This window comes from Azospirillum sp. TSH58 (assembly GCF_003119115.1).
Classification (GTDB): Bacteria; Pseudomonadota; Alphaproteobacteria; order Azospirillales; family Azospirillaceae; genus Azospirillum.
Window position 1 is genome coordinate 172,094 of record NZ_CP022365.1, and the last position, 20,404, is coordinate 192,497.

The 20,404-nt window shown below is 60.9% G+C and carries 16 protein-coding genes; 6 read left to right on the forward strand and 10 right to left on the reverse strand.

The features are described from left to right. Nucleotides 1-58: 58 nt before the first annotated feature. Entirely contained in the window at nt 59-934 is an 876-nt protein-coding gene (locus TSH58p_RS18545; protein WP_247873788.1) for a glycosyltransferase family 2 protein, read from the forward strand. A 14-nt stretch (nt 935-948) separates the two neighbouring features. Here TSH58p_RS18545 and TSH58p_RS18550 read toward each other — a convergent pair whose 3' ends face one another. From TSH58p_RS18550 to TSH58p_RS33215, 8 genes are all read right to left on the reverse strand, one after another. Beyond that, entirely contained in the window at nt 949-1,932 is a 984-nt protein-coding gene (locus TSH58p_RS18550) for a GDP-L-fucose synthase (protein WP_109067586.1), read from the reverse strand. A 4-nt stretch (nt 1,933-1,936) separates the two neighbouring features. Then, a complete protein-coding gene (locus TSH58p_RS18555; protein ID WP_109067587.1) occupies nt 1,937-2,719 on the reverse strand; it encodes an ABC transporter ATP-binding protein in 783 nt (260 codons plus the stop codon). Nucleotides 2,720-2,734: 15 nt separating this feature from the next. Further along, the gene (locus TSH58p_RS18560) at nt 2,735-3,592 is read right to left on the reverse strand and encodes an ABC transporter permease (RefSeq protein ID WP_109067588.1); all 858 of its coding nucleotides are present in this window, start codon (nt 3,590-3,592) and stop codon (nt 2,735-2,737) included. A 161-nt stretch (nt 3,593-3,753) separates the two neighbouring features. Then, nucleotides 3,754-4,722, reverse strand: coding sequence for a GDP-mannose 4,6-dehydratase (locus tag TSH58p_RS18565; RefSeq protein WP_109067589.1), 969 nt, complete (start codon nt 4,720-4,722; stop codon nt 3,754-3,756). Nucleotides 4,723-4,741: 19 nt separating this feature from the next. Then, a complete protein-coding gene (gene gmd, locus TSH58p_RS18570) occupies nt 4,742-5,803 on the reverse strand; it encodes a GDP-mannose 4,6-dehydratase (RefSeq protein WP_109067590.1) in 1,062 nt (353 codons plus the stop codon). 278 nt (nt 5,804-6,081) lie between these two features. Further along, the gene (locus tag TSH58p_RS18575) at nt 6,082-7,329 is read right to left on the reverse strand and encodes a DUF563 domain-containing protein (protein ID WP_109067591.1); all 1,248 of its coding nucleotides are present in this window, start codon (nt 7,327-7,329) and stop codon (nt 6,082-6,084) included. A gap of 60 nt (nt 7,330-7,389) precedes the next feature. Then, a complete protein-coding gene (glf, locus tag TSH58p_RS18580) occupies nt 7,390-8,487 on the reverse strand; it encodes a UDP-galactopyranose mutase (RefSeq protein ID WP_109067592.1) in 1,098 nt (365 codons plus the stop codon). A gap of 151 nt (nt 8,488-8,638) precedes the next feature. Continuing rightward, complete coding sequence (locus TSH58p_RS33215) at nt 8,639-9,622, reverse strand: hypothetical protein (protein ID WP_146205792.1); 984 nt, start codon at nt 9,620-9,622, stop codon at nt 8,639-8,641. 310 nt (nt 9,623-9,932) lie between these two features. On the opposite strand from TSH58p_RS33215, the gene TSH58p_RS18590 reads away from it, so the two are divergent. From TSH58p_RS18590 to TSH58p_RS34580, 5 genes are all read left to right on the forward strand, one after another. Beyond that, nucleotides 9,933-12,476 (forward strand): glycosyltransferase, encoded by a 2,544-nt coding sequence (locus tag TSH58p_RS18590; RefSeq protein WP_109067594.1) that lies wholly within the window; start codon nt 9,933-9,935, stop codon nt 12,474-12,476. 183 nt (nt 12,477-12,659) lie between these two features. After that, on the forward strand, nt 12,660-12,944 hold the full coding sequence (locus tag TSH58p_RS18595; protein WP_247873783.1) for an NAD/NADP transhydrogenase alpha subunit-like protein: 285 nt from the start codon (nt 12,660-12,662) through the stop codon (nt 12,942-12,944). Beyond that, nucleotides 12,941-13,735 (forward strand): hypothetical protein, encoded by a 795-nt coding sequence (locus TSH58p_RS18600; RefSeq protein ID WP_109067595.1) that lies wholly within the window; start codon nt 12,941-12,943, stop codon nt 13,733-13,735. Before TSH58p_RS18595 ends, TSH58p_RS18600 begins: the two co-directional genes overlap by 4 nt. Nucleotides 13,736-13,759: 24 nt before the next feature. Then, complete coding sequence (locus TSH58p_RS18605; RefSeq protein ID WP_109067596.1) at nt 13,760-13,981, forward strand: hypothetical protein; 222 nt, start codon at nt 13,760-13,762, stop codon at nt 13,979-13,981. A 661-nt stretch (nt 13,982-14,642) separates the two neighbouring features. Beyond that, nucleotides 14,643-15,368, forward strand: coding sequence for a CatB-related O-acetyltransferase (locus TSH58p_RS34580; RefSeq protein WP_109067597.1), 726 nt, complete (start codon nt 14,643-14,645; stop codon nt 15,366-15,368). Between the two features lie 237 nt (nt 15,369-15,605). Here TSH58p_RS34580 and TSH58p_RS18615 read toward each other — a convergent pair whose 3' ends face one another. Together TSH58p_RS18615 and TSH58p_RS18620 are read right to left on the reverse strand one after the other, a co-directional pair. Next, a complete protein-coding gene (locus TSH58p_RS18615; protein ID WP_146205793.1) occupies nt 15,606-19,376 on the reverse strand; it encodes a methyltransferase domain-containing protein in 3,771 nt (1,256 codons plus the stop codon). 341 nt (nt 19,377-19,717) lie between these two features. Then, nucleotides 19,718-20,380: a class I SAM-dependent methyltransferase gene (locus TSH58p_RS18620; RefSeq protein WP_109067599.1), complete on the reverse strand. Its 663-nt coding sequence runs from the start codon at nt 20,378-20,380 to the stop codon at nt 19,718-19,720. Between the last annotated feature and the right edge of the window lie 24 nt (nt 20,381-20,404).

The window sequence follows — 20,404 nt, forward strand, 5'->3', positions numbered from 1 at the left end:
CGATACAAGCGTTGCACTCGGAGCGCTCAATTTGAGCGAGCCCGACAGGAGCAGGTGGATGAAGGTCTCGGTTATTACGATTTGCCGGAATGCCCGTGACGGCATATGCCGCACATTGGAGAGCGTTGCACAGCAATCTTACCAGAACATTGAGCATATCATCATTGATGGGGCTTCGACCGATGGAACGCTGGAGATCCTAAAAGGTCACCGGCACCGACCGGCGGTTCTCCTGTCGGAACCCGATGGCGGCATCTACGATGCGATGAACAAGGGGCTCGCGCGGGCGACCGGCGACGTGATCCATTTCCTGAACGCGGAGGATTGGTTCTACGACGCCCGCTCGGTCGAGAAGGCGGTGCGCTTCATCGAACGACACCCGGAGGTTGACCTCTTCTACGGGGATATCGAGGTCCGCCTGCCCGAGGGCGGATCGGTCATACACACCCCGCAGGGAGCCGACAAGGCCGCGGAGGCCATGATCTGCGGTTGTTTGCCGCATCAGGGGACCTTCGCGCGGCGGTCGGTGTTCGACCGCACCGGCCCCTTCGACACACGATGGCGGGTTCACGCCGATTACGACTGGTTCCTGAAGGCCATCGCCGACCCGTCGGTCACGCTGATGCACATGCCGGTGACGGTGGCGTCCTTCGGGCTGGGCGGCACCTCCAGCAACCTCGCCAAGGGCCAGCCGGAGGTCTACGCCATCCAGAACGCCCTGCCCTTCTACCAGTCGGAGGCGTGGCTGCGCCGGCGGATCGAGCTGTATCAGGAAAGTTTCCTGGCCGTCCGGCTGGAGAACGCCGAACTGAAGCGCCGGCTGGCCGAGGCCGGCGGCTTTCCCCACATTCCCTGGCGCCGTCTGGCCCGCGGCCTTGCACGCCGAGGGCGCGACCGGATGCGGCGGCTGCTGCGCCGCATCCGGGAAGGCTGACGCCGGCGCCCGCCTCAGCGGCCTGCGGGCAGGCCGCGCAGGGTGCCGGTGTCCAGCTTCTCCAGATACCAGCGGTAGGTGCGCTCGAACCCCTCGCGCAGCGGGGTCGGGGCGGCCCAGCCCATATCGGCCAGCCGGTGATTGTCCATGATCTTGCGCGGGGTGCCGTTCGGCTTGGACGGGTCGAAACGGAAGCCGCCCTCATAGCCGATCACGCCGGCCAGCAGTTCGGCGAGGCCGCGAATGGAAATCTCGTGGCCGGAGCCGAGGTTGACATGCGGCTCACCCGAATAATGCTTCGCCAGGAAGACCAGCCCGTCGGCCAGATCCTCGACGAACAGGAATTCGCGCAGCGGGCTGCCGTCGCCCCAGAGGTCGACGCTGGCCGCCCCTTCGGTCTTGGCCCGATGGATCTTGACCATCAGCGCGGCGGCGACGTGCCCCTGCTCGATGTCGAAGTTGTCGCCGAAGCCGTAGAGGTTGGTCGGCATGGCCGAGATGAAGTCGCAACCGTATTGCCGGCGGTAGGCCTGGCACATCTTGATGCCGGCGATCTTGGCGATCGCGTACCATTCGTTGGTCGGCTCCAGCGGCCCGGTCAACAGCGATTCCTCCGGGATGGGCTGCGGCGCCATCCGCGGGTAGATGCAGGAGGACCCCAGGAAGACCAGCTTGCGCACGCCGACCTGCTTGGCGGCGTGGATGATGTTGGTCTCGATCGCCAGATTCTCGTAGAGGAATTCGGCCGGGCGCGTGTTGTTGGCGTGAATGCCGCCGACCAGGGCGGCGGTGAGGAAGACGACGTCCGGCCGCGCCTCGGCCATCCACGCCTCCACCTCGGCCTGACGGCGCAGATCGACCGTCTCACGGCCCACGGTCAGGATCTCGCAAGGCTCCCGCTCCAGCCGGCGGACCACCGCCGACCCCGCCATGCCGCGATGCCCCGCGACCCACACCCGCTTGCCGTCCAGGGAAAAGGCTGCCGTTCCCGTCGTCATCCGATCACTCTTCTCCGTCTCGCGGCGCCGGTTCGCCGCCCGCATTGTGTTTGTGATACGCGGCCAGCACCTCGTCAACGGGACCGATGCGCACGACCGCGCCGCGTTCCAGCCAGAGGGCCTTGTTGCACAGCCGCTTCAGAACCTCGTCCACATGGGAGGCCACGACCATGATGCTGGACCGGTTCACGAAGCCTTCGGCCCGGCGCTGCGCCTTTTCCAGGAACTGGGTGTCGCTGACGGCGATCCATTCGTCCATCAGCAGGATTTCCGGATCGACCGCGGTCGCCGCGGCGAAGGCCAGCCGCAGCGTCATGCCCGCCGAGTAGGTGCGCACCGGAAGGTCGAGATAGTCGCCGAGTTCGGTGAAGGCGGCGATGTCGTCCATCTTGGACTCGATCTCATCACCGTCGATGCCGAAATAGGCGGCGCGCATCCGGATGTTGTCGTAGCCCGACGCGTCCATGTCCAGCCCCAGCCCGAGGTCGAACAGTGGCGTGACGCTGCCCTCGACGCGGATGCGCCCGGCGGTCGGTTCGTACACGCCGGCCAGAACGCGCAGCAGGGTCGTCTTGCCGGCCCCGTTGCCGCCGACCAGCCCGACCCGGTCGCCGTGCTCCAGCGTCAGGTTCAGGTTGCTCAGCGCCTTCACCGTGATGCGGTGGTGCGCGTCGTGCTTCAGCGCGCCGCTGGTGGAGGTGCGGAGCAGCGTCTTCTTCAGGGAGCGCGCGCTTCCCTGATAGAGCACGAAATCGACCGAAACGTCGTTCAGGCGGATCGAAGCCATTCCAGATCCAATGGGTCAGAGCCAGTAGGCGATGCGTTTGCGGAAGCGGGCGAAGCAGGCGAAGGTGAAGGCCCAGCCGGCGGCGGCGAACAGCAGGCCGGCCACCCAGCTTTCCCAGCCCGGCACATGGCCCAGCAGCGGTGCCCGGATGACCTCCAGCAGATGATAGAAGGGGTTCAGAATCATCAGATAGCGGCGGTCGCCCAGCAGTTCCGGCTTCCACATGACCGGCGTCACGAAGAACAGGAGCTGGATCACGCTGCCGATGATCGGTGGCACGTCGCGGAAACGGGTGCAGATCATGCCGAGCAGCAGCATGATCCAGCCGGCGTTCACCAGGAGCAGCGCCAGCCCGGCCACCGCCAGGAGGCCCGCCGCGCCCGGCCAGATCCCGAAGATCAGGGCCACCACCGCGAAGATCACGATGTTGTGGCCGTAGATGATCAGATTGCGCCACAGGGCCCGCAGGATGTGCACCGACATCGGAATGCGGACATTCTTGATGAGCGGCTCCAGCTCGATGAAGCTGATGCAACCTTCGTTGAGGAAGGAGGCGATCAGGGTCCAGGTGGCCAGCCCGACCGCCAGGAAGGGCAGATACCCCTCCAGGTCCAACCGGAACAGCGTGCCGTAGATCAGCCCCAGGCTGCCCACCATGACGGCCATGCTGAGCGTCAGCCAGAAGGGTCCCAGGACCGAGCGGCGGTAGCGCTTGCGGATGTCGTGCCAGCCGAGCCGGCTCCACAGCCGCCAACGCAGGGCGCCGTCCCTGAGATCCTCCCAGGCCCGCACCGCCTCGCTGCGGTCTCCGGAGTCGTAGATGGCTCCGTTCCTCTGTCGGGTGGCGGCGGCGGGAAAGCTCTCGGTGGTCATTTCTCTCGCAATCCACTCAAAGCCAGGCCGGCGGGGTGGGAAAAGCCATGGTCGGCGGCCCTGCAACACAGACAGGAACGGGCCGGTTCTATACCCCGGTCCCGGCCACCTTCACAGTCCTCTCTTTTGGCCCTTCTCTCGGCCCTGTGCCGGGCCACCTCCTATGGCGGCGGCAGGGCCAGTTCCGCCTCGATCAACCGGCTGACGAGATCCGGCATCAGGGTTTCGGCCTTCCAGCCCAAACGGGCCGCGGCCTTGGCCGGGTTGCCGACGCTGCGATGGATGTCCATCGGCCGCAGGTTCGTGGCACCCTGGACCACATGCTCCCGCCAGTCCATGCCGAAATGCGCAAAGGCCGTCCGGACGAAATCCTCCAGCGCATGCATCCGGCCGGTGGCGATGACGAAGTCGTCCGGCTCGTCCTGCTGGAGCATCCGCCACATGGCGTCCACATATTCCGGCGCCCAGCCCCAGTCGCGCGCCACCGCGAGGTTCCCCAGTTCCAGAGTCTTCGCCCGGCCCTGCGCCACCGCGATGGCGCCGCGGACGATCTTGCGGGTGACGAAGCGCGCCGGACGCAGCGGCGACTCGTGGTTGAACAGGATCCCGGAGCAGGCATAGAGCCCGTAAGCCTGCCGGTAGTTGGCGACCATCCAATGGGCCGCCGATTTGGCGACGCCATAGGGGCTGCAGGGGCGGAAGGCCGTCGTCTCGCCGGCCGGCTCGTCCAGGGTGTTGCCGAAGCTCTCGCTGGACGAGGCGTGGTAGAAGCGCGCGTCCACCCCCAGGAAGCGGATGGCCTCCAGGATGTTCAGTGTGCCGTTCAGGATGCTGTCGATCGTCTCGACCGGCTGCTCGAAGGACAGCCCCACCGCCGACTGGGCCGAGAGATTGTAGATCTCGTTGGGCTTCACCGCCCGGATCACCTGCACGATGCTGCGGAAATCGTGCAGGGTCGCCGAATGGACGTTCACCCGGTCGCGGATGCCCAGGATCGTCAGGTTGCGGAACGACGCGATCTCGCAGTCCCGCGAGGTGCCATGGACGGTGTAGCCGCGGTCGAGCAGATGCCGGGCAAGATAGCTTCCATCCTGCCCGGAAACCCCGAAGATCAGTGCGGTCCGCGCCACGGCGGCTCCTCCGGAGGGATCAGGCCCGGCGCCCCGCCGCCTCGCGCTCGAAGCGAGCGAGGTCGCTCGACACCATCTCGCGCACCAGTTCCGGGAAGGTGGTGGTGTGTTTCCAGCCCAGCTTGGCGTGAGCCTTGGACGGATCGCCCAGCAGCAGGTCCACCTCGGTCGGGCGGAAATAGCGCGGATCGACCTCGATCAGCACGTCGCCGGTCGCCACGTCCACGCCCTTCTCGTCCACCCCCGTACCGCGCCATTCGATCTTGCGGCCCACGCAGCCGAAGGCCAGCTCCACGAACTCGCGGATAGAATGGGTCTCGCCGGTGGCGAGGACGTAATCGTCGGCCTGGTCCTGCTGCAGGATGCGCCACATGCCTTCGACATAGTCGCGGGCGTGGCCCCAGTCGCGCTTGGCGTCCAGGTTGCCGAGATAGAGCGCCTTCTGGAGGCCGAGCTGGATGGCCGCGACGGCGCGGGTGATCTTGCGGGTGACGAAGGTCTCGCCGCGGGTCGGGCCCTCATGATTGAACAGGATGCCGTTGGAGGCGTGCATCCCATAGGCCTCGCGGTAGTTCACCGTGATCCAGTAGGCGTAGAGCTTCGCCGCCGCGTAGGGGCTGCGCGGGTAGAAGGGCGTCGTCTCCTTCTGCGGCGTCTCCTGCACGAGGCCGTACAGCTCGGAGGTGGACGCCTGGTAGAAGCGCGTCTTCTTTTCCAGGCCGAGGATGCGGATCGCCTCCAGCAGGCGCAGCGTGCCGAGGCCGTCGGAGTTCGCCGTGTATTCCGGCGTCTCGAAGCTCACCTGCACATGGCTCTGGGCGGCGAGGTTGTAGATTTCGTCCGGCTGGACCTCCTGGACGATGCGGATCAGGTTGGTCGCGTCGGTCAGGTCGCCGTAATGCATCCGGAAGCGGACGTCGCCCTCGTGCACGTCGTGGTACAGGTGCTCGACACGCTCCGTGTTGAACGAAGACGAGCGCCGCTTGACACCGTGAACGGTGTAGCCCTTCGCGAGCAGAAGCTCCGCGAGATAGGCGCCATCCTGTCCCGTGACGCCCGTGATCAAAGCAACCTTGCTCAACGCTCGCTCCTGTTTTTCCAAAGCGTCATATCAGATTCGGTCCGGGCGCCATGGCGCCCGGACCGAAAAACCACTCTCCTCTGGGACTAAGCAGTTTTCCCAAACTCCGCCTGCTCATGGGCGAACTTGGAAATTTGCAACCGCAGCGCCCTTATGAAGGCCCTGCATGAGTGCGCGGATCCCACGCGCACGTCAACCTCTTTGCTTTCCGGTTCCGGCGTTTTGAACTCCCCTCTGCCGGGAGGCTTCCGGGCCGGATACCTGTGGAAGACGGCGGCTCATGCCGGTTTTGGCGCCACGCGTTCCAACCACGCACGAAGCTGTTCGATACTCACCTCGAAGGAGCACTGATGAATTTGACTGGTATCCCCCGTCGGCACGCCAAAAAACGTATTGTACGATTGCCCACGCATAGCAGCCAGATCCCAATAAAATGGTTCGACCCACCCATTCGGTGCAAGGTGGAGGATATGCCCGTCCGGAGGACAGAAGACTGTGTTGGTCATTGCCGCACCCATGATGCCAACAACATGGGAAGCTTCGTGGAAAGCCTGTCTTTGCTGAGCGAAGCTTAGGCTTTCCGGGAAAATTTCTTCAAACCCATACTCCTCAAGGATGAATCTGATGGCGTCGTTGTTCGTGATGTGGCGAGGGTGCGCTGTCGAGCGGTTCACAAACAGCCTGCGCCGACCCTGCCCGGAAGATGACGCCCCGAAACGCTCGTTGCAGATCGCAAGCAAGTGGGCAAGCGACTGCGGGTGCTTGAGGATGGGGTGATAGGATACGGGTGTCACATAGTACAGGTCATCCACGAAAACCAAGTCTTCTGCCGGCAGGAACATCGGCTTGACCATCCCCGGCTGCGAACGCCCCAACGCGACACCATCGGCACGCACCCCATCGATCCGGTCACCCAAGGCCGACATCAACACGGTGATCGGTATCTCCTTCGCAATGAACTCCATTGCTTTAACCGTCGGCAAATCATCAACGAGCCAATGGCCGTAGTTGGAGGAACCGACCGACCCGATAAACAGGAACGCGCTGCCATCCGGGTCGATGCTTTTGCTTTCGCTCTTTCGACCAGCCCGGACCGCCATCTCCCGCCCTTTGACTGGACGATCAACCGTACGAAGCATTTCGTAGACCGGAACCAAAGCCCCATCGCAAACGACGAAGACGACGTTGTCGTAAATCGCAGCATGCCGAATCCGGACCAATGCCGAGGCCGCTATTTTTGAGAAAAAATCATTAAAATGCTGATAATTTTCATATACTAAACGGATGAAAGACTCATCCGGACCAGCCAGGAAATCCGGCATGGGGCGCGTGACGGGGTACGGAGGAAACAGTTCCGCCACAACCTCGACTGCCCCTTTGCAAGAACCTGCGAAATCCAGCAGTGACGGCAACGGAACCTCGCCGTCGTAGAAGCCTCCGTCCCGGTAAATCTGGTCCGCTGCAACGGAGAACATCGCGCGCCAGTCGCGTCCGTCTGCCATATGCGGGGTGGGAAGATCGCTCATTGCCCAAATTCCTTTTCATACCCCATCCCGCGCCCAGTACAGGATTAAGGTAAACTGCACTCAACCCGCGGCTAAAGAACGGGCAAATTTCATGGCGGCGCCGACGACTTGATGCATATCGTAGTAGCGATAATCGGCCAGACGCCCTCCAATATGATAATTATTAAAATTTGCAATCCTCTCGCAATATTTACGATGAAGAAGCTCATTATCCGGACTATTCACAGGATAAAATGGTATATCTCCAGGCCGCCAAGCTGCCGGATATTCGCGCGAAACAATGGAAAGCGGCGAACTTGTAGGGCTGAAATGACGATGTTCAATGCGCCGGGTATAAGGCACATCCTCATCACCATAGTTAATCACCGCATTACCCAGGACATTTTCAGATTCGAACCAGTCATGCTCGAAACGAAGTCCGCGATATTCAAGAACCCCAAGATCATAGCCGAAAAACTCATCCAGGGCACCCGTATATATGACATGCTTCGCCTGAGCCGCCAATTCGGTGCGGTTACTCAAAAAATCGACAGACGTGTCAACCTGGATACCATACAGCAGCCCCTGAATCAGCTTGGCATATCCGCCCTCCGGAATTCCTTGATAAGTATCGTTGAAGTAATTGTTATCATATGTAAACCGGAGCGGCAGCCTTTTGATGATCCAGGGCGGAAGTTCTCTAGGATTTTTTTGCCACTGCTTCATCGTATAGCCACGGATCAAAAGGTCGTAGATAGTTTTACCAACCATCGACAACGCTTGCTCTTCCAGGTTTTCCGGCTCACGGTCTAGAATAAGACGCTCCCGTTCAATGATCGCCCGGGCCTCGTCGGGGCTCGTTACACCCCACAGTTGGTTAAAGGTGAACATGTTGAACGGAAGCGAATACAACTTGCCGCCTGAAATAGAAACCGGTCGATTGACAAAGGGGCGGAACGATGCAAAGCGGTTGACAAAATCCCAAATCTCCCGATTCGAACAGTGGAAGATATGGGCACCATAGCTGTGGATGACGATACCTTCCTGCTCTTCCGTATAAACGTTCCCACCGATATGATTCCGTCGCTCCACCACCCGAACTCGCCGACCGGAGTCGGCGAGAAGCCGGGCGCACACCGCTCCATAAAGGCCAGAACCAACGATCAGGTAATCATACATTTATAGCATCTGCCTTCATGTTAACACGGCGGCCTGCACTCTCCAGCTTGAACCACCTCGGATACCATTCCTTCGCACAAGAAGCAAAGCGTAGACATAGCAGCATCATACCGCTCGGCAAGGCGCTTCCTATGTCAGCCGCTGATTTCCGTCAGAACAGGTTCCGCGCCTGCAAAAAAAACTCTTCACGTTCGCTCAGGATCTTTCGTCTGTAATATTCGAAAGCAACAGAGTGATCATCAAAATTTTCCATAATATCGTGCACAAGAGCAATTACCTTGGCGGCATCCCCCTCGGGATCCTCAACTTTGTACTTCCCCGGAATAGAGATGTCTTCGAAATGTCGCGCTGCGCCGCGCAATCCGGTGATCACGCAGCACCCAGAGATCGCCGCCTCACGCGGCATTCGGTCCTTTCCAGGGTGATACCCAAAATCCATGTAAATCTTCGAGGTCCGAAAGAAGGACCAGACTTCTTCGGAGGTCAGACCAATCAACGGCTGCCAGATAAACTCCGGCGCCATTTCTGCAAGTTTTTGCGCAGGCGCTGCCCCTTTATGATTATAAAGAATACGATTGACGCGCTCAGCAGAGGGAGATGGCACAAAGTATTTGGAGTCAATGAAGTCAAAAAGAGGGTAAACCTCCTCAATTCCGTGATTTTTCAGAGAAACCTTTGCGTATTGCGACTGCACTAGATGATGGCAATCATAATGATAGAAATTATCCCAGCCACCAGCCGAATGCACGAACGATAGGGCATTGTCGTAGCTAAGCCACCAGAAGTACTTCTGCAAATGCTCACCGAACTGCAGCCAGTAAGGCCAAACCTCCGGTAGAACAATGATGTTTTCCGGAGAATCAACAACATCATAAGTGTATGGAACGCCATACTTTATGTAGTCGGGAACAACCGGGTCACTAAATTCCTTGAACTCATAGACACTGCGCAACCCATTTGCGGATTGCTTCTTCTTAAGTTCTGGGATTTCGCAATTAATGTACACCATGTATGCATTTCTTCCGAGAGCCCGCAGAGTGCTGCCCAATTGATGAAGCGCTTCCGGCCCACCCGTTCGCCCTTTCGGCATGCAGAAGATATAAATATTTCCAACGTTATTTGATGAATACTTCACGATCCGCCCCAGCAACTATTAGGCAAATTTCCGTTAGAAAAATAAATCAAATTTTGGCAATGTCAAGCTTAACAGTAAGCCAGAGGCAAAGGCTAAACCCAGCGCTGCTCTGCTTTGGCACTTCGCACCTCATATCTGCAGCGGGCGATAAGAAACGCTCATGCACCGCAAGAGCGGATCTGATCCGGCACCGCTCCTTGACGAAGTTGCACCATAGCTGAGACAAAGAGCCCTCCAACTGGGACAGCGGGTAGAACTTTTCCGCCTTCGCCGACTCGGCGGTGGTACAGCGCTCTGCACAGGATCTTCCATGGACAGAACCAATACCTTCCTAACGACACCGCCGCCCCTCGACGCCACCATCGGCGACCTGGGCCGGCGGTCGCCGGCGGAACCGTTCTACGGGCGCGTGGAGGAATGGAGCGGAACCCGCCTGACCGGTTGGGCGCTGTCGGTGGCACAGCCTGACGCTCCAGTCCCGCTCCGCATCGCCGTCGGACCGGTCGATGCACCAGCCACCGCCATCGTCGTGCCGGACCGCGAGAGCGGCGTCTTGTCGCAGTTGCTCAGTCGGCCGATGCGCTGCGGCTTCGACATCGACCTCGCCGCCCTGTTCCCCGGCACCGACCCGGCGCGGACGCCGGTGTCCGTGCGGATTGCGGCGAGCGGACATCTTCTGGAAAATGGCCTGTCCGCTCCCGCCGCCCGCAAGGTGGAGGCCAACATCGACAGCGTCGAAGGACCGCGGATCGTCGGTTGGGCGGTCAACACCGAGGACGAGCAGGAGGCCGTGGCCGTCGACATCGCGGTGGACGGCGTCACCATCGCCGGGGTGGTGGCCAACCAGCAGCGTCGCGACCTGCTGTCGCGCTTCGCCACCTGCGACCACGGATTCGAAGTGCTGCTGTCCGTCCGGTCGGGGCGGACGCTCGAGCTGCGCGACCGGCGCGACGGCTCCGTTCTCTTCGGCCCCATTCCCATCGCCCTGGACGAGCGCAACACCGTCCCGGACGACCGGTTGGCCGACCGGTTGGACGAGCTTGCCGGCATTCTTCGGGAGATCCGGGCCGAGGTGCCGCGCCGCCGCAATGCCGCCGCCCGCTCTCTCGCCGACTACACCGCCTACTTCAACGATTGCTACGCGGAAACCGCCGCGCGCCGCCAGAGCCTTTCGGCGCGCGCCGCGGCCCTGTCGGCGCGCCCGTCCTTCTCCGTGGTGATGCCCGTCTGCGATCCGCCGCTGTGGATGCTGGCGGAGGCGATCGAGTCCGTGCGCGCCCAGGCCTATGGGCATTGGGAGCTGTGCATCGCCGACGATGCATCCCGCGACGACGGGGTCCGCCTGCTGATCCGCCGCGAAGCCGCGCGGGATCCCCGGATCCGGGCTGTGTTCTGCGAATCCCGCGGCGGGGTGAGCGCCGCCACCAACCGGGCTCTGTCGCTGGCCTCCGGCGACTATGTGGCCTTCCTGGACCATGACGACCGGCTGTCCGCCGACGCGCTTCTGTGCATGGCCGATGCCTTGCACCGTGACCCCGTGCCAGTGCTGTACAGCGACGAGGACCGCATCGCGCCCGACGGCCGCCACGTCGCCCCCGCCTTCAAGCCGGACTTCGACCCCGAGCTGCTGACCGCCATCAACTATGTCTGCCACCTCCTGGTGGTCGAACGGCGGCGCCTGCTGGAGGTGGGCGGTCTGCGGGAGGGGACCGAGGGCGTCCAGGACCACGACCTCGTGCTGCGCCTTCTGGAGCGCGTCGGCGCCGCCGGCATCCGGCATGTTCCCCGCATCCTCTACCACTGGCGCATCAATCCCGCCTCGCTTTCGGGCGCCGGCGACCACACCGCCATCCTGGCCGGCATCGGGCGCGTGGTCGGCGAGCATCTCCAGCGGACCGGCTCCCGCGCCACGGCCACCGCCGACCATGAGACCCACAGCCGCTCCGGCGGGCTGTTCTGCGCCCGGGTCCGCCATCCCCTGCCGCCTCTTCCCCCGGCAGTGTCCATCGTCGTGCCCACCAGGGATGCCGTCGAATTGGTGGGCGACTGCGTATCGAGCCTGCTGGCGAAGACCGATTATCCGGACTACGAGATCGTCCTGGTCGATCACGACAGCGCCGACCCGCGCTCGCGCCCATTCTTCGACAGTCTTGCCCGGGACCCGCGGGTGCGCGTCGTCGATTTCCACGGCCCCTTCAACTGGGCTGCGATCAACAACGCCGCGGCGTCGGTCTGCCGGGGCGGCGCCCTGTGCTTCCTCAACAACGACATCGTCGCGATCACCCCGTCCTGGCTGAGCGAGATGGTGTCCCTGCTCGCCCGGCCCGGCGTCGGGGCGGTCGGGGCGAAGCTGCTCTACCCCAACGGAACAGTCCAGCACGCGGGTGTGGTGCTTGGCGCCGGGGATGCCGCCGGGCAGGTCGCGGGTCATGCCTTCGCCGGTCTCGGTGCGGATGAACCCGGCCATCTCGGCCAAGCCGTGCTCCCCCGCACCGTCTCGGCGGTCACCGGCGCCTGCCTGCTGACCTCCCGCAACGCGTTCGAGGCGGTCGGGGGCTTCGACATGGTCCATCTGCCGGTGGCTTACGCCGATGTGGACTATTGCCTGAAGCTTCAGCAGGCGGGGCTGCGTGTCGTGTGGACCCCGCACGCCCGGCTCTATCATTTCGAAACCCAGACACGCGGCACCGACGACACGCCGGAGAAAATGGAGCGTCTGGCCGGCGAAGCCCGCCATCTCCGCGCCCGCTGGGGAGACCGGTTGCGTAACGATCCCTTCTACAACCCGCATTTCGAGCCGCTCGGACCGACCTACCGGTTGCTCCGTCCATTGCCGGAACAGGATGGCTTCTGAAAATATTCCTTGAAACATAGGAAAAAATACTCCACTGTAGCGCCGTAGCGTCCGATGGGCGCCCGCGCCGTGCCGGTTGGAAACGTCCGGGGTTCCCACCGGGGCGGTGCGGCGGTTGCGCTTTCAGGGAGATCGGTCATGCGTTCCTTTCTGTCCCGGGACGATGCCATGGGAAATCCATCCATGGTCATCGCTCCATCCGACACGGCCTTCGCCATCGTGCTGGCCCCCGGCGTGCCCAAGCAGATCACGGCGCCAGGCGCGGCGGAGACGGTGCTGTTCAACGCCACCGGGCCGTTCTGGTGCAAGATCGGGGGACCGGCGGTGCTGCCGGCCAACGATGTGCTGGATGGGTCCGCCCCCGAGTTGAACCCGGTTGCCCGGCAGGTCCGCCCCAACGGCGTCATCGGATTGGTCGCCCCGGCGGCCGTCACCGTCAGCCTGGTGTTCTACGGAGCCGCGGCATGATCGGCCCGTATCACACGGCGCCGGTCCCCGCCCCCGAGACGCTGGCGCCCCGCAACGATCCGGTGTTCACCGGGTCCGTCGCCGTTCCGCCGGGCAACAGCGCCGTTCCTGGCCTGCACCTCGACGGGGATGCGGACACCGGCCTGTTCAGCCCCGGCCCGAACACGCTGGCCGCCGCGACGGGCGGCGCGGAACGGATGCGGGTCGATTCCGGGGGGCGAGTTCTCGTCGGCGCCACGGCGTCAACCGATACCCTCCCCGGCTTCTCATCCGTGCTCCAGGTCAACGCCCACACCCAAGTGGCTTTCAGCGGCCTGAACTTCTTCGATAACAACGGAACGGCGGCCCTGGCGCTCGGCAAGTCGCGCGGCGGCAGCTTCGGCGCCCACGCCCCGGTGCTGAACGGTGATATGCTTGGCTCGATCTGGTTTCTTGCGTCGGACGGCACCCGCTTCTATCGCGGTGCGCAGATCTTGGGGCAGATCGAGGCAAGCCCGGCTCCGGGTAGCCTGCCGACGCGCCTGCTGTTCTACACCACGCCGACCGGTTCGATCGTCTCGTACGAACGGCTGCGCATCTCGGCATCCGGCGCGGTGATGCACAACGGAGCGACCATCGTGGTGGACGAAAACTCTCATCTGGGGCTTCGATCCTACACCGTCGCCACGCTCCCCAGCGCCGCCGCGGGGACCGGACGCCTTGTCTACGTCGCCGACGGCGCATCGGGCCGGAGGCTCGCGGTCTCCGACGGCACCGGTTGGCGCTTCCCCGATGGAACCATCGTATCCTGAACCCAACACGGGAGCCCTTGCGCCATGCAGATCATCAGCCATCCCTATGAGCTTCTCATCCGCTGGAACCCCGAAGGCGCGCTTGCCGGCGCCCATGTCCAGTGGCGCCATGTGACGCAGGACGATTCCGGAACCCCCATCGGCGAGACGCTGTCTCCGCCGGTGCCGCTCGCCAGGGGAATCGCCGACGGCTTTCCGGCCGATGCCTTGTTGACGCCGGACGCCATCGGCACGCTCACAGCTTGAGGGAAAAGACGCCGGCAGCGACTGGTCCGCTGCCGGCGGACGGGCACAGGTTCGCCTGATCCTCACCCAACAATGTCTTCAACTATTACGGCCGAAGGATGGACGAACACGGCTTGGCCTGATAAAAGTCTTTGCTTTCGATGATGCATTGCCGCACGTCAGACACACATAAGCGCGTGGCGAGAGCACCAGGACGTAAAATAGCAGGATTGGCGAGCCAACGAAACTCTCCGGGCTCATAGCGCCCCATGTTTCGTGCGAAGTCACACAGGAAGCAGAATGAGCATCGAGGCAATGATAGCAAGTCCCGAATCTATCAAAGAATCTGCGAGCTTGTATACTTTGCCTGTTTCGAGATTGATATTAGCAGCGGCTCACATGCGAAGTGCGGTTACCTAGGTATCAGTCATGTGGCTTGCACAGGTGTGGATTACGTGGTCGATATCGAGCGTGAACCTCTTCCGTTTCCGGACAACAGCGTTTAGAATGTTTATTCAACGAGTTTCTTTTCTTATCTAAGAAGCTTCCGATGTATGCGTCTAATCCGCGATGCGCTTGTTCCTTTCCATGCAAAGAGGTCTCTACAACCCAGAGAATTCCACATAGCACACGCCCCCACAAATTCTTACACCGCCCGTTTTAATGCAGGGAATATCTCTTAATGCACGTCATCACGGAAGAGGTCAGAAGCCGCTTTAACCGCGCTGGAATTAATATTCACCCTTCCATAAATCGGCTTTCCGATATCTCATGCTTCGAACCTCCTTGCAACGTGCTGGCTTATTTACCGTATGACGAATTCAAGATAGGGGCATTCACTTACACGCAAGGTGGAACATTTTATAAAGCTGAACTTGGACGCTATTGCTCAATTGCTGAAGAAGTGATCGTGGGGCCTCCAAATCATCCGGTGGACTGGCTCTCCTCAAATCCCTTTCAATATCGCGCCGACCCGAACGGTTGGAACTCGTTCGGTTGGGGGCTGTATCCGGAAAAACGCCCAAGCGACATAAAGTGCCTCAACTATGAGACGATCAGCCCTGTTGTGATCGGCTCAGACGTGTGGATTGGGCGACGGGCCATGATAATGGGGGGAGTCACGATCGGTGACGGCGCCATCATCGCAGCCAACTCGGTGGTTACCAAGGATGTCCCGCCCTTTGCAATCGTTGGCGGCTGCCCGGCACGGTTGATCCGCTACCGTTTCGACGCCAGGACTATGGCGGACCTGCTCGAAATCAAATGGTGGCGGTTCGCTTCCTGGGACCTGTTCGGGATTGCCTTTAATGACCCAAGAAGGGCCATTGACCAGATTTGGGAAAGAGTGGAGCAGCAAAAAATTTCGGAATGGGCGCCGGGTCACATCGGCGTGACCAATCTACGCTAAAACTCTGCTCCGAAAGGATCCAGCTTGGGCGGGGCTCACGGCATCGCCCGAACTGAAGGCGCTTGATGGTCCTTATCAAGCGCCTTTTCCATGCCCTTTCTACTTATATCTGGTGATTGGCATGGTCGTTTCCACCAGATCAGATTCTGCATTGGCTCAGACCGCCACGCCTGGACAGCTTATGGGACAATGCTCCATCAGAGGGCGTTCGATGACTTTCATCGAACGCCTTTGGCGTCAATCCGGGACGACGGCGTCCGCCCCGTCCACGGCGGCAATCCAGGCGTTCTCGCCGACCTGCAAAAGATCAATATGGTGCATCTTTCCGTTCCAGGCCCCATACCGCCTTCCGGAACCCCGGAGAAACGGGTCACGGATGGTTTCCTCTGCATAGTCCTGGATTGTCAGAACTGTCACGCGATGGCAGCGGATCATCTTACCATAGATCGTGACGCAGTCCTGCGAGAAGCGGTGAAGCGCCCCCTCATGGACAATGAGCCGCCCTGCGTTCCGAGCGGTGGCCGCCCCGGCGACGACCGGGTTGCCGGAATGAGGCGTATAGGGGCCGCGCAAATTCTCGGAATGGAACAGGCAGAGCCCGTTTTTCCTGTGGTCATAGCTGAACAGCCACCACTGGCCCTCCCAGTACACGATGCTGGTATCAGCAAGAGGCTGGTTCGGAAGAAGAACCGTGTCCAATTCCCAATCATATGGAAAGTTCCGGGCGCGATAGAGCCTCACTTGATTGGCGTTCACCGTTTCCGGAATCATGTAGAACTCACCCTCATGTTCGAAGACATGGGGATAGGACATGTGCACGTCACAGGAGAGCACGACTTGATCGAACCGCCAGTCCAGGCCGTCGGCGCTGACGGCGTGGCCGATCGCCCCCTTCTGGTTGCCCATCTCGAAGAACATGTGGAACTGGTCGTTGGCCGCCACCAGGAAAGGATCGGCGCAGAGCATGGCTCGACCCTTGACGTGGCCCAGGACCCCTTCTGGTATGTTCTCGTGACTGATGACCGGGTTCGAGAAATCCCGGCCCGCCGCCTTCAGCGGCAGCCTTGGATCGTAGAGTTCAAACGGTGACCGTCCGCAGTAGATGCCAAGCGACCAGCCACGCCGGATCTTCTGGGCGTCGATGAAATAGCAGCGGGTTTGCCCTTGCGAGCGGATCTGCCCCTCGTTCCACAGGGGTGGATGGGCGAACCGCTTGATCTGGGGAAACTCCGACACCGACCTGTGCGGAGTCTGGTCAAAGACCCGGAAGCCGGCTTCCTCCAGCATCTGCCGCATCGTGCTGGGGGATGAGGGCGACATCGAATAATGGCATTCAAAGGCCCGGTGCAGGTTCGCGTTGTCTTCGGTAACCCGCAGCACGCCGCCGCGCTTGAGGACGCGGAAGCAGTCCTTGAAGAATTCATGATATTGCGAAATTGGCACGTACATCATCATATGGGAAATCGTGATCCCATCGACCGAATCCGCTTCGAACGCGCGGAGGCCCATGTGGAACTCCCACAGCGTCGCCTGCAACCCGTCCTTCCTGTGAGGTCGGAAATCGAGATTGATCATGCCCTTTTCCAGATCCCGCTCGCAGCCAGGATAAACCAGAACCGGTCCACCGAAGTCATATTCGGGATCAAGGTAGAGAAACTGCGCGCCCCCGATGAAATTCCAGCCATCGGTCAGAACGACGTCCGCCACCTGAGGAACGCGATCCTGCTTCAGTTCGTTGACGAGCGGTGGGCCAGCCTTCAATTCGGGAAGCCGGCAGGACAGGACGCTGACACCGGGCAGGATCGTCGGTTCGCAAACCACGTCCGCACGGGCCTCGGACGACCATCCCAGGAAGCGGGCATGGAGTTGCCTTGCATTCAGACGCTTCAAGTCCGCGGTCGGCACATGGATCGTCACGCTCACCCCGCCCGTCAGCGGACCCATCGAGGGGCTGATGCGCAGGATGCTGAAGGACGGGGTCGTCGGATGATGCCCCAGATCCGTGTATCGCCTCTGACTGTCCGGCAGAATGACGCCCCGACCGTCGAAGGGAAGCGCATCCGACTGCTCCGCCCCCGCCCTTGCGGCCCGCTCCTGGTCGGCCCGGCTGGCCAGAAGATCGGAAACCATCCAGACGCCGATGGATTTGGAACTGTTCGGGTCGTTGGGGTTTGCCTGACGCTCCGGCAAGAGATGGAGTGGTTCCGGGAGATTGAACGGAGGCTTTGTCAAATTGATCGGACGCCACGCACCGCCGGGAGAATCCATGTTGGCGCCAAGGGCCGGATAGGTAGACAGCATGAGAAACCGGCCACCGCCCGCCGCCATCCGGTCGATGGTCCGTAGAATGTCGGCGTTCGAAAGGAAGCTCAGGGCGTCATGGGACAGCACCGCGTCGTAACCGCTGTAGTCCGCTTCCATCATGTTGCCGCGTTCGAAGCGATGGCCGGGCAGAAAGCAGGAGCTTCTTGCCAGCGACAGCGTCGCCTCGTCGATATCGATCCCGAGATAGGAGTCGATGCCGCCCGTAATGCCCACCACCCAGTTCGCGTTCCCGCAGCCTGCATCGCACAGGCTGCCCACCCGGTTCTCCTCGATGAAGCTGGACAGCAGATGGCGAATCCGCTGTGTGGCCTGCCATGTCGAACCGGGCCACAACGCCTCCGGCGTCGCGGCGTCGCCCGTGGTCTGGTGCATCAGACAATAATTGAGAAGCCTGTTGTGCACGGACTTGAAGGACGGAGACAGGAACGGCCAGAGAGCCAGCCACTCTTCCGACGACGTCACATCCAGCCAGCGGCTGATGTATTCCGGAGTGATGCCCCACCCGGGCAGCCCCGGTTTCTCTTCCAGATTGGGACGGTTGGGGCTCATATGGATGCCATGAACGGGGCGGAAGCTGGCCCCCGGAGACGGCAGCGCCCCAACCTTGCGGCGCACGATCTCGTAAAGCACATTCTCATCGATGGTGCTGTCGAGCGGAATGTCCGAAATATCGGGCAAAGGATAGTAGGCGTCGAATCTTGAGAAATGAAGGCCCGTCATCAAGGTCGAGTTGGGACGCACGATGTTGCTGTAGGGGAGCTTGGTCTGCTCCATCATCGAAAGATGTTTTTCCGGGATATTCGATTCAAGAATGAAGATATCGATGTCACCGATGTAGACATAATGGGCGTTGGAAATAGGAACCTCGACGAACCGAACGGTGTTCGGAATAATGTTCGCGAAATTTCCCTCTCGAATGACGAGGCGATCCGTGCCGAAGATATTGTGGAGAGTTTTGATCGCTTCGTCGTTGCGGACGATAAAATTCTGGAGGCCCTGCACACACACTTCGACCAGCGCATCGTCATGATGGTACAGGATGCTGAACGCCCATGGGACGACGAAGTGATCGTAGGCACGGTTGACGGCGGAAAAGAACAGGGTGGTACGTTCGGTTCGCTTCAGGTCGCCGCGGGCTTCCCTTTGGGGCGATGGATTGGCCGGAGCCACGGCGGACCCGCTAGGCACCAGGCTGAACCCTTCGACAACCACGCCACGCCCGCGGCCGGGATAGTCAGTAGCCTCCCCCCCGTCCAGCAACATGATGCCGATGGAATAATGCGCTCCGGCGGTGAAGGCCGGAATCGTGAACTGGACGTGGAAAAGATCGGGTTCCAGCATCATGACCTCGAAAACATCCGCCGGAATCCGGGATGCGACGGAATTCGCGAAGGAGATCCAGGCATTCGACGACCATCCTCCGCAAACCAACCGAATTCGAAGGCCATTGGCATCGCGGTTGCGCAGGAGCATCCGCACCGACACGGCCTCGCCATCCGATACCGCCGTCCGGGTCCAATGAACCCAATGCACTCCGTCGGTGTTCGTTTCGGTCAGGGCGAAGGACAACACGGCGGGATCCTTCCACCCGGGCCGCGCCAGGGGCGCATGGGGAGTGGCCTTGACGTTCACAGCGCTCCAGGCACCGAGATCGTGGACCGTTGCGGTGAAGAAGGACGTCATGTTGCTCACCATCATCTCCTGCCAATGCCTTTTGTATGCAGCCCTTTTACGGACAGGGCCTTCCGGTTAACGGCGTGTGCTAGATTTTTTTAATACGTAGTGAATATGCATACATGACGCCTCACAGTACACAACTTTGGCAGGTATTTTTATTACAACGACAAGAAATAAATTGAGCACATTTTAGTTAGAGGGCGAATGATATTAATGCAACCTTAGGATTTATAGCTTGTTTAGCCAATACCATTGCCTTAGAATTCATCCGAATAATTCATTAATTCTATTGATTAGTTTTGATCTGATTGATGATAACAGGAAATAATTTAATCATCTTTTCATTTTCAATTAATGATAATATTGTGGTATTTTAATAAATATATTTTCTGTATCCGCATGTCTTCCGTTTCCACGGAATGGTGCTTAATCGGTCCCGCAGAACCGGCACGGACATTGTAGGCATTGGGAATGCAGTCCGCGATCGGGCTTGAGGATGGGGATGCCGGAGCGGTTGAGAAGACGAGGACGAAGTCGTTCCAATGGTCGGCGATGCGAGGGGCAATAAAGGACTCGATCAAATGGACCGGGTGTCCCATGCGCTGGGCCCAGACTTCGAGCGCGCCCCCGGCGTCCGGGAGAAGCGCCAGAAGTCCAGCGGGGTAGTGCCCGTTGCTGGGCGCGTTGATGTAGATGAATCCTCCGGGCTTCAGAACCCAGCACATCTCCAGAAAAGTCAGCCAGAACAGCCGGTCGTGCTCGAACGTCGCGGTGGACACCACGACATCGAAGGACGCGTCCGGAAACGGATAGGCCCAGGCGTCCTCCAGAACGGTGTCGACGCCTGGCCCCGCGGCCAGATCGATGCCAACCCACTCCGCGCCATCAGGCTTGTGCCGGCGCAGGCTGCCATTGACGTCGTACGCGCCGACGTCGAGGATGCGCCGGAACTCAGGCCGCCAATAGACCTCAAGGAACAAGCGGCCGATGGCATCGGCGGTGCCATGCATCGTTCAACCCTTCGCGGCTGCCGT

What these genes read in the sequence shown, in the direction of transcription:
- TSH58p_RS18545 (WP_247873788.1), top strand. Translation starts at nt 59, where the DNA reads ATGAAGGTCTCGGTTATTACGATTTGCCGGAATGCCCGTGACGGCATA.
- TSH58p_RS18550 (WP_109067586.1), bottom strand. Translation starts at nt 1,932, where the DNA reads ATGACGACGGGAACGGCAGCCTTTTCCCTGGACGGCAAGCGGGTGTGG.
- TSH58p_RS18555 (WP_109067587.1), bottom strand. Translation starts at nt 2,719, where the DNA reads ATGGCTTCGATCCGCCTGAACGACGTTTCGGTCGATTTCGTGCTCTAT.
- TSH58p_RS18560 (WP_109067588.1), bottom strand. Translation starts at nt 3,592, where the DNA reads ATGACCACCGAGAGCTTTCCCGCCGCCGCCACCCGACAGAGGAACGGA.
- TSH58p_RS18575 (WP_109067591.1), bottom strand. Translation starts at nt 7,329, where the DNA reads ATGAGCGATCTTCCCACCCCGCATATGGCAGACGGACGCGACTGGCGC.
- glf (WP_109067592.1), bottom strand. Translation starts at nt 8,487, where the DNA reads ATGTATGATTACCTGATCGTTGGTTCTGGCCTTTATGGAGCGGTGTGC.
- TSH58p_RS18590 (WP_109067594.1), top strand. Translation starts at nt 9,933, where the DNA reads ATGGACAGAACCAATACCTTCCTAACGACACCGCCGCCCCTCGACGCC.
- TSH58p_RS18595 (WP_247873783.1), top strand. Translation starts at nt 12,660, where the DNA reads ATGGTCATCGCTCCATCCGACACGGCCTTCGCCATCGTGCTGGCCCCC.
- TSH58p_RS18600 (WP_109067595.1), top strand. Translation starts at nt 12,941, where the DNA reads ATGATCGGCCCGTATCACACGGCGCCGGTCCCCGCCCCCGAGACGCTG.
- TSH58p_RS18605 (WP_109067596.1), top strand. Translation starts at nt 13,760, where the DNA reads ATGCAGATCATCAGCCATCCCTATGAGCTTCTCATCCGCTGGAACCCC.
- TSH58p_RS34580 (WP_109067597.1), top strand. Translation starts at nt 14,643, where the DNA reads ATGCACGTCATCACGGAAGAGGTCAGAAGCCGCTTTAACCGCGCTGGA.
- TSH58p_RS18615 (WP_146205793.1), bottom strand. Translation starts at nt 19,376, where the DNA reads ATGACGTCCTTCTTCACCGCAACGGTCCACGATCTCGGTGCCTGGAGC.
- TSH58p_RS18620 (WP_109067599.1), bottom strand. Translation starts at nt 20,380, where the DNA reads ATGCATGGCACCGCCGATGCCATCGGCCGCTTGTTCCTTGAGGTCTAT.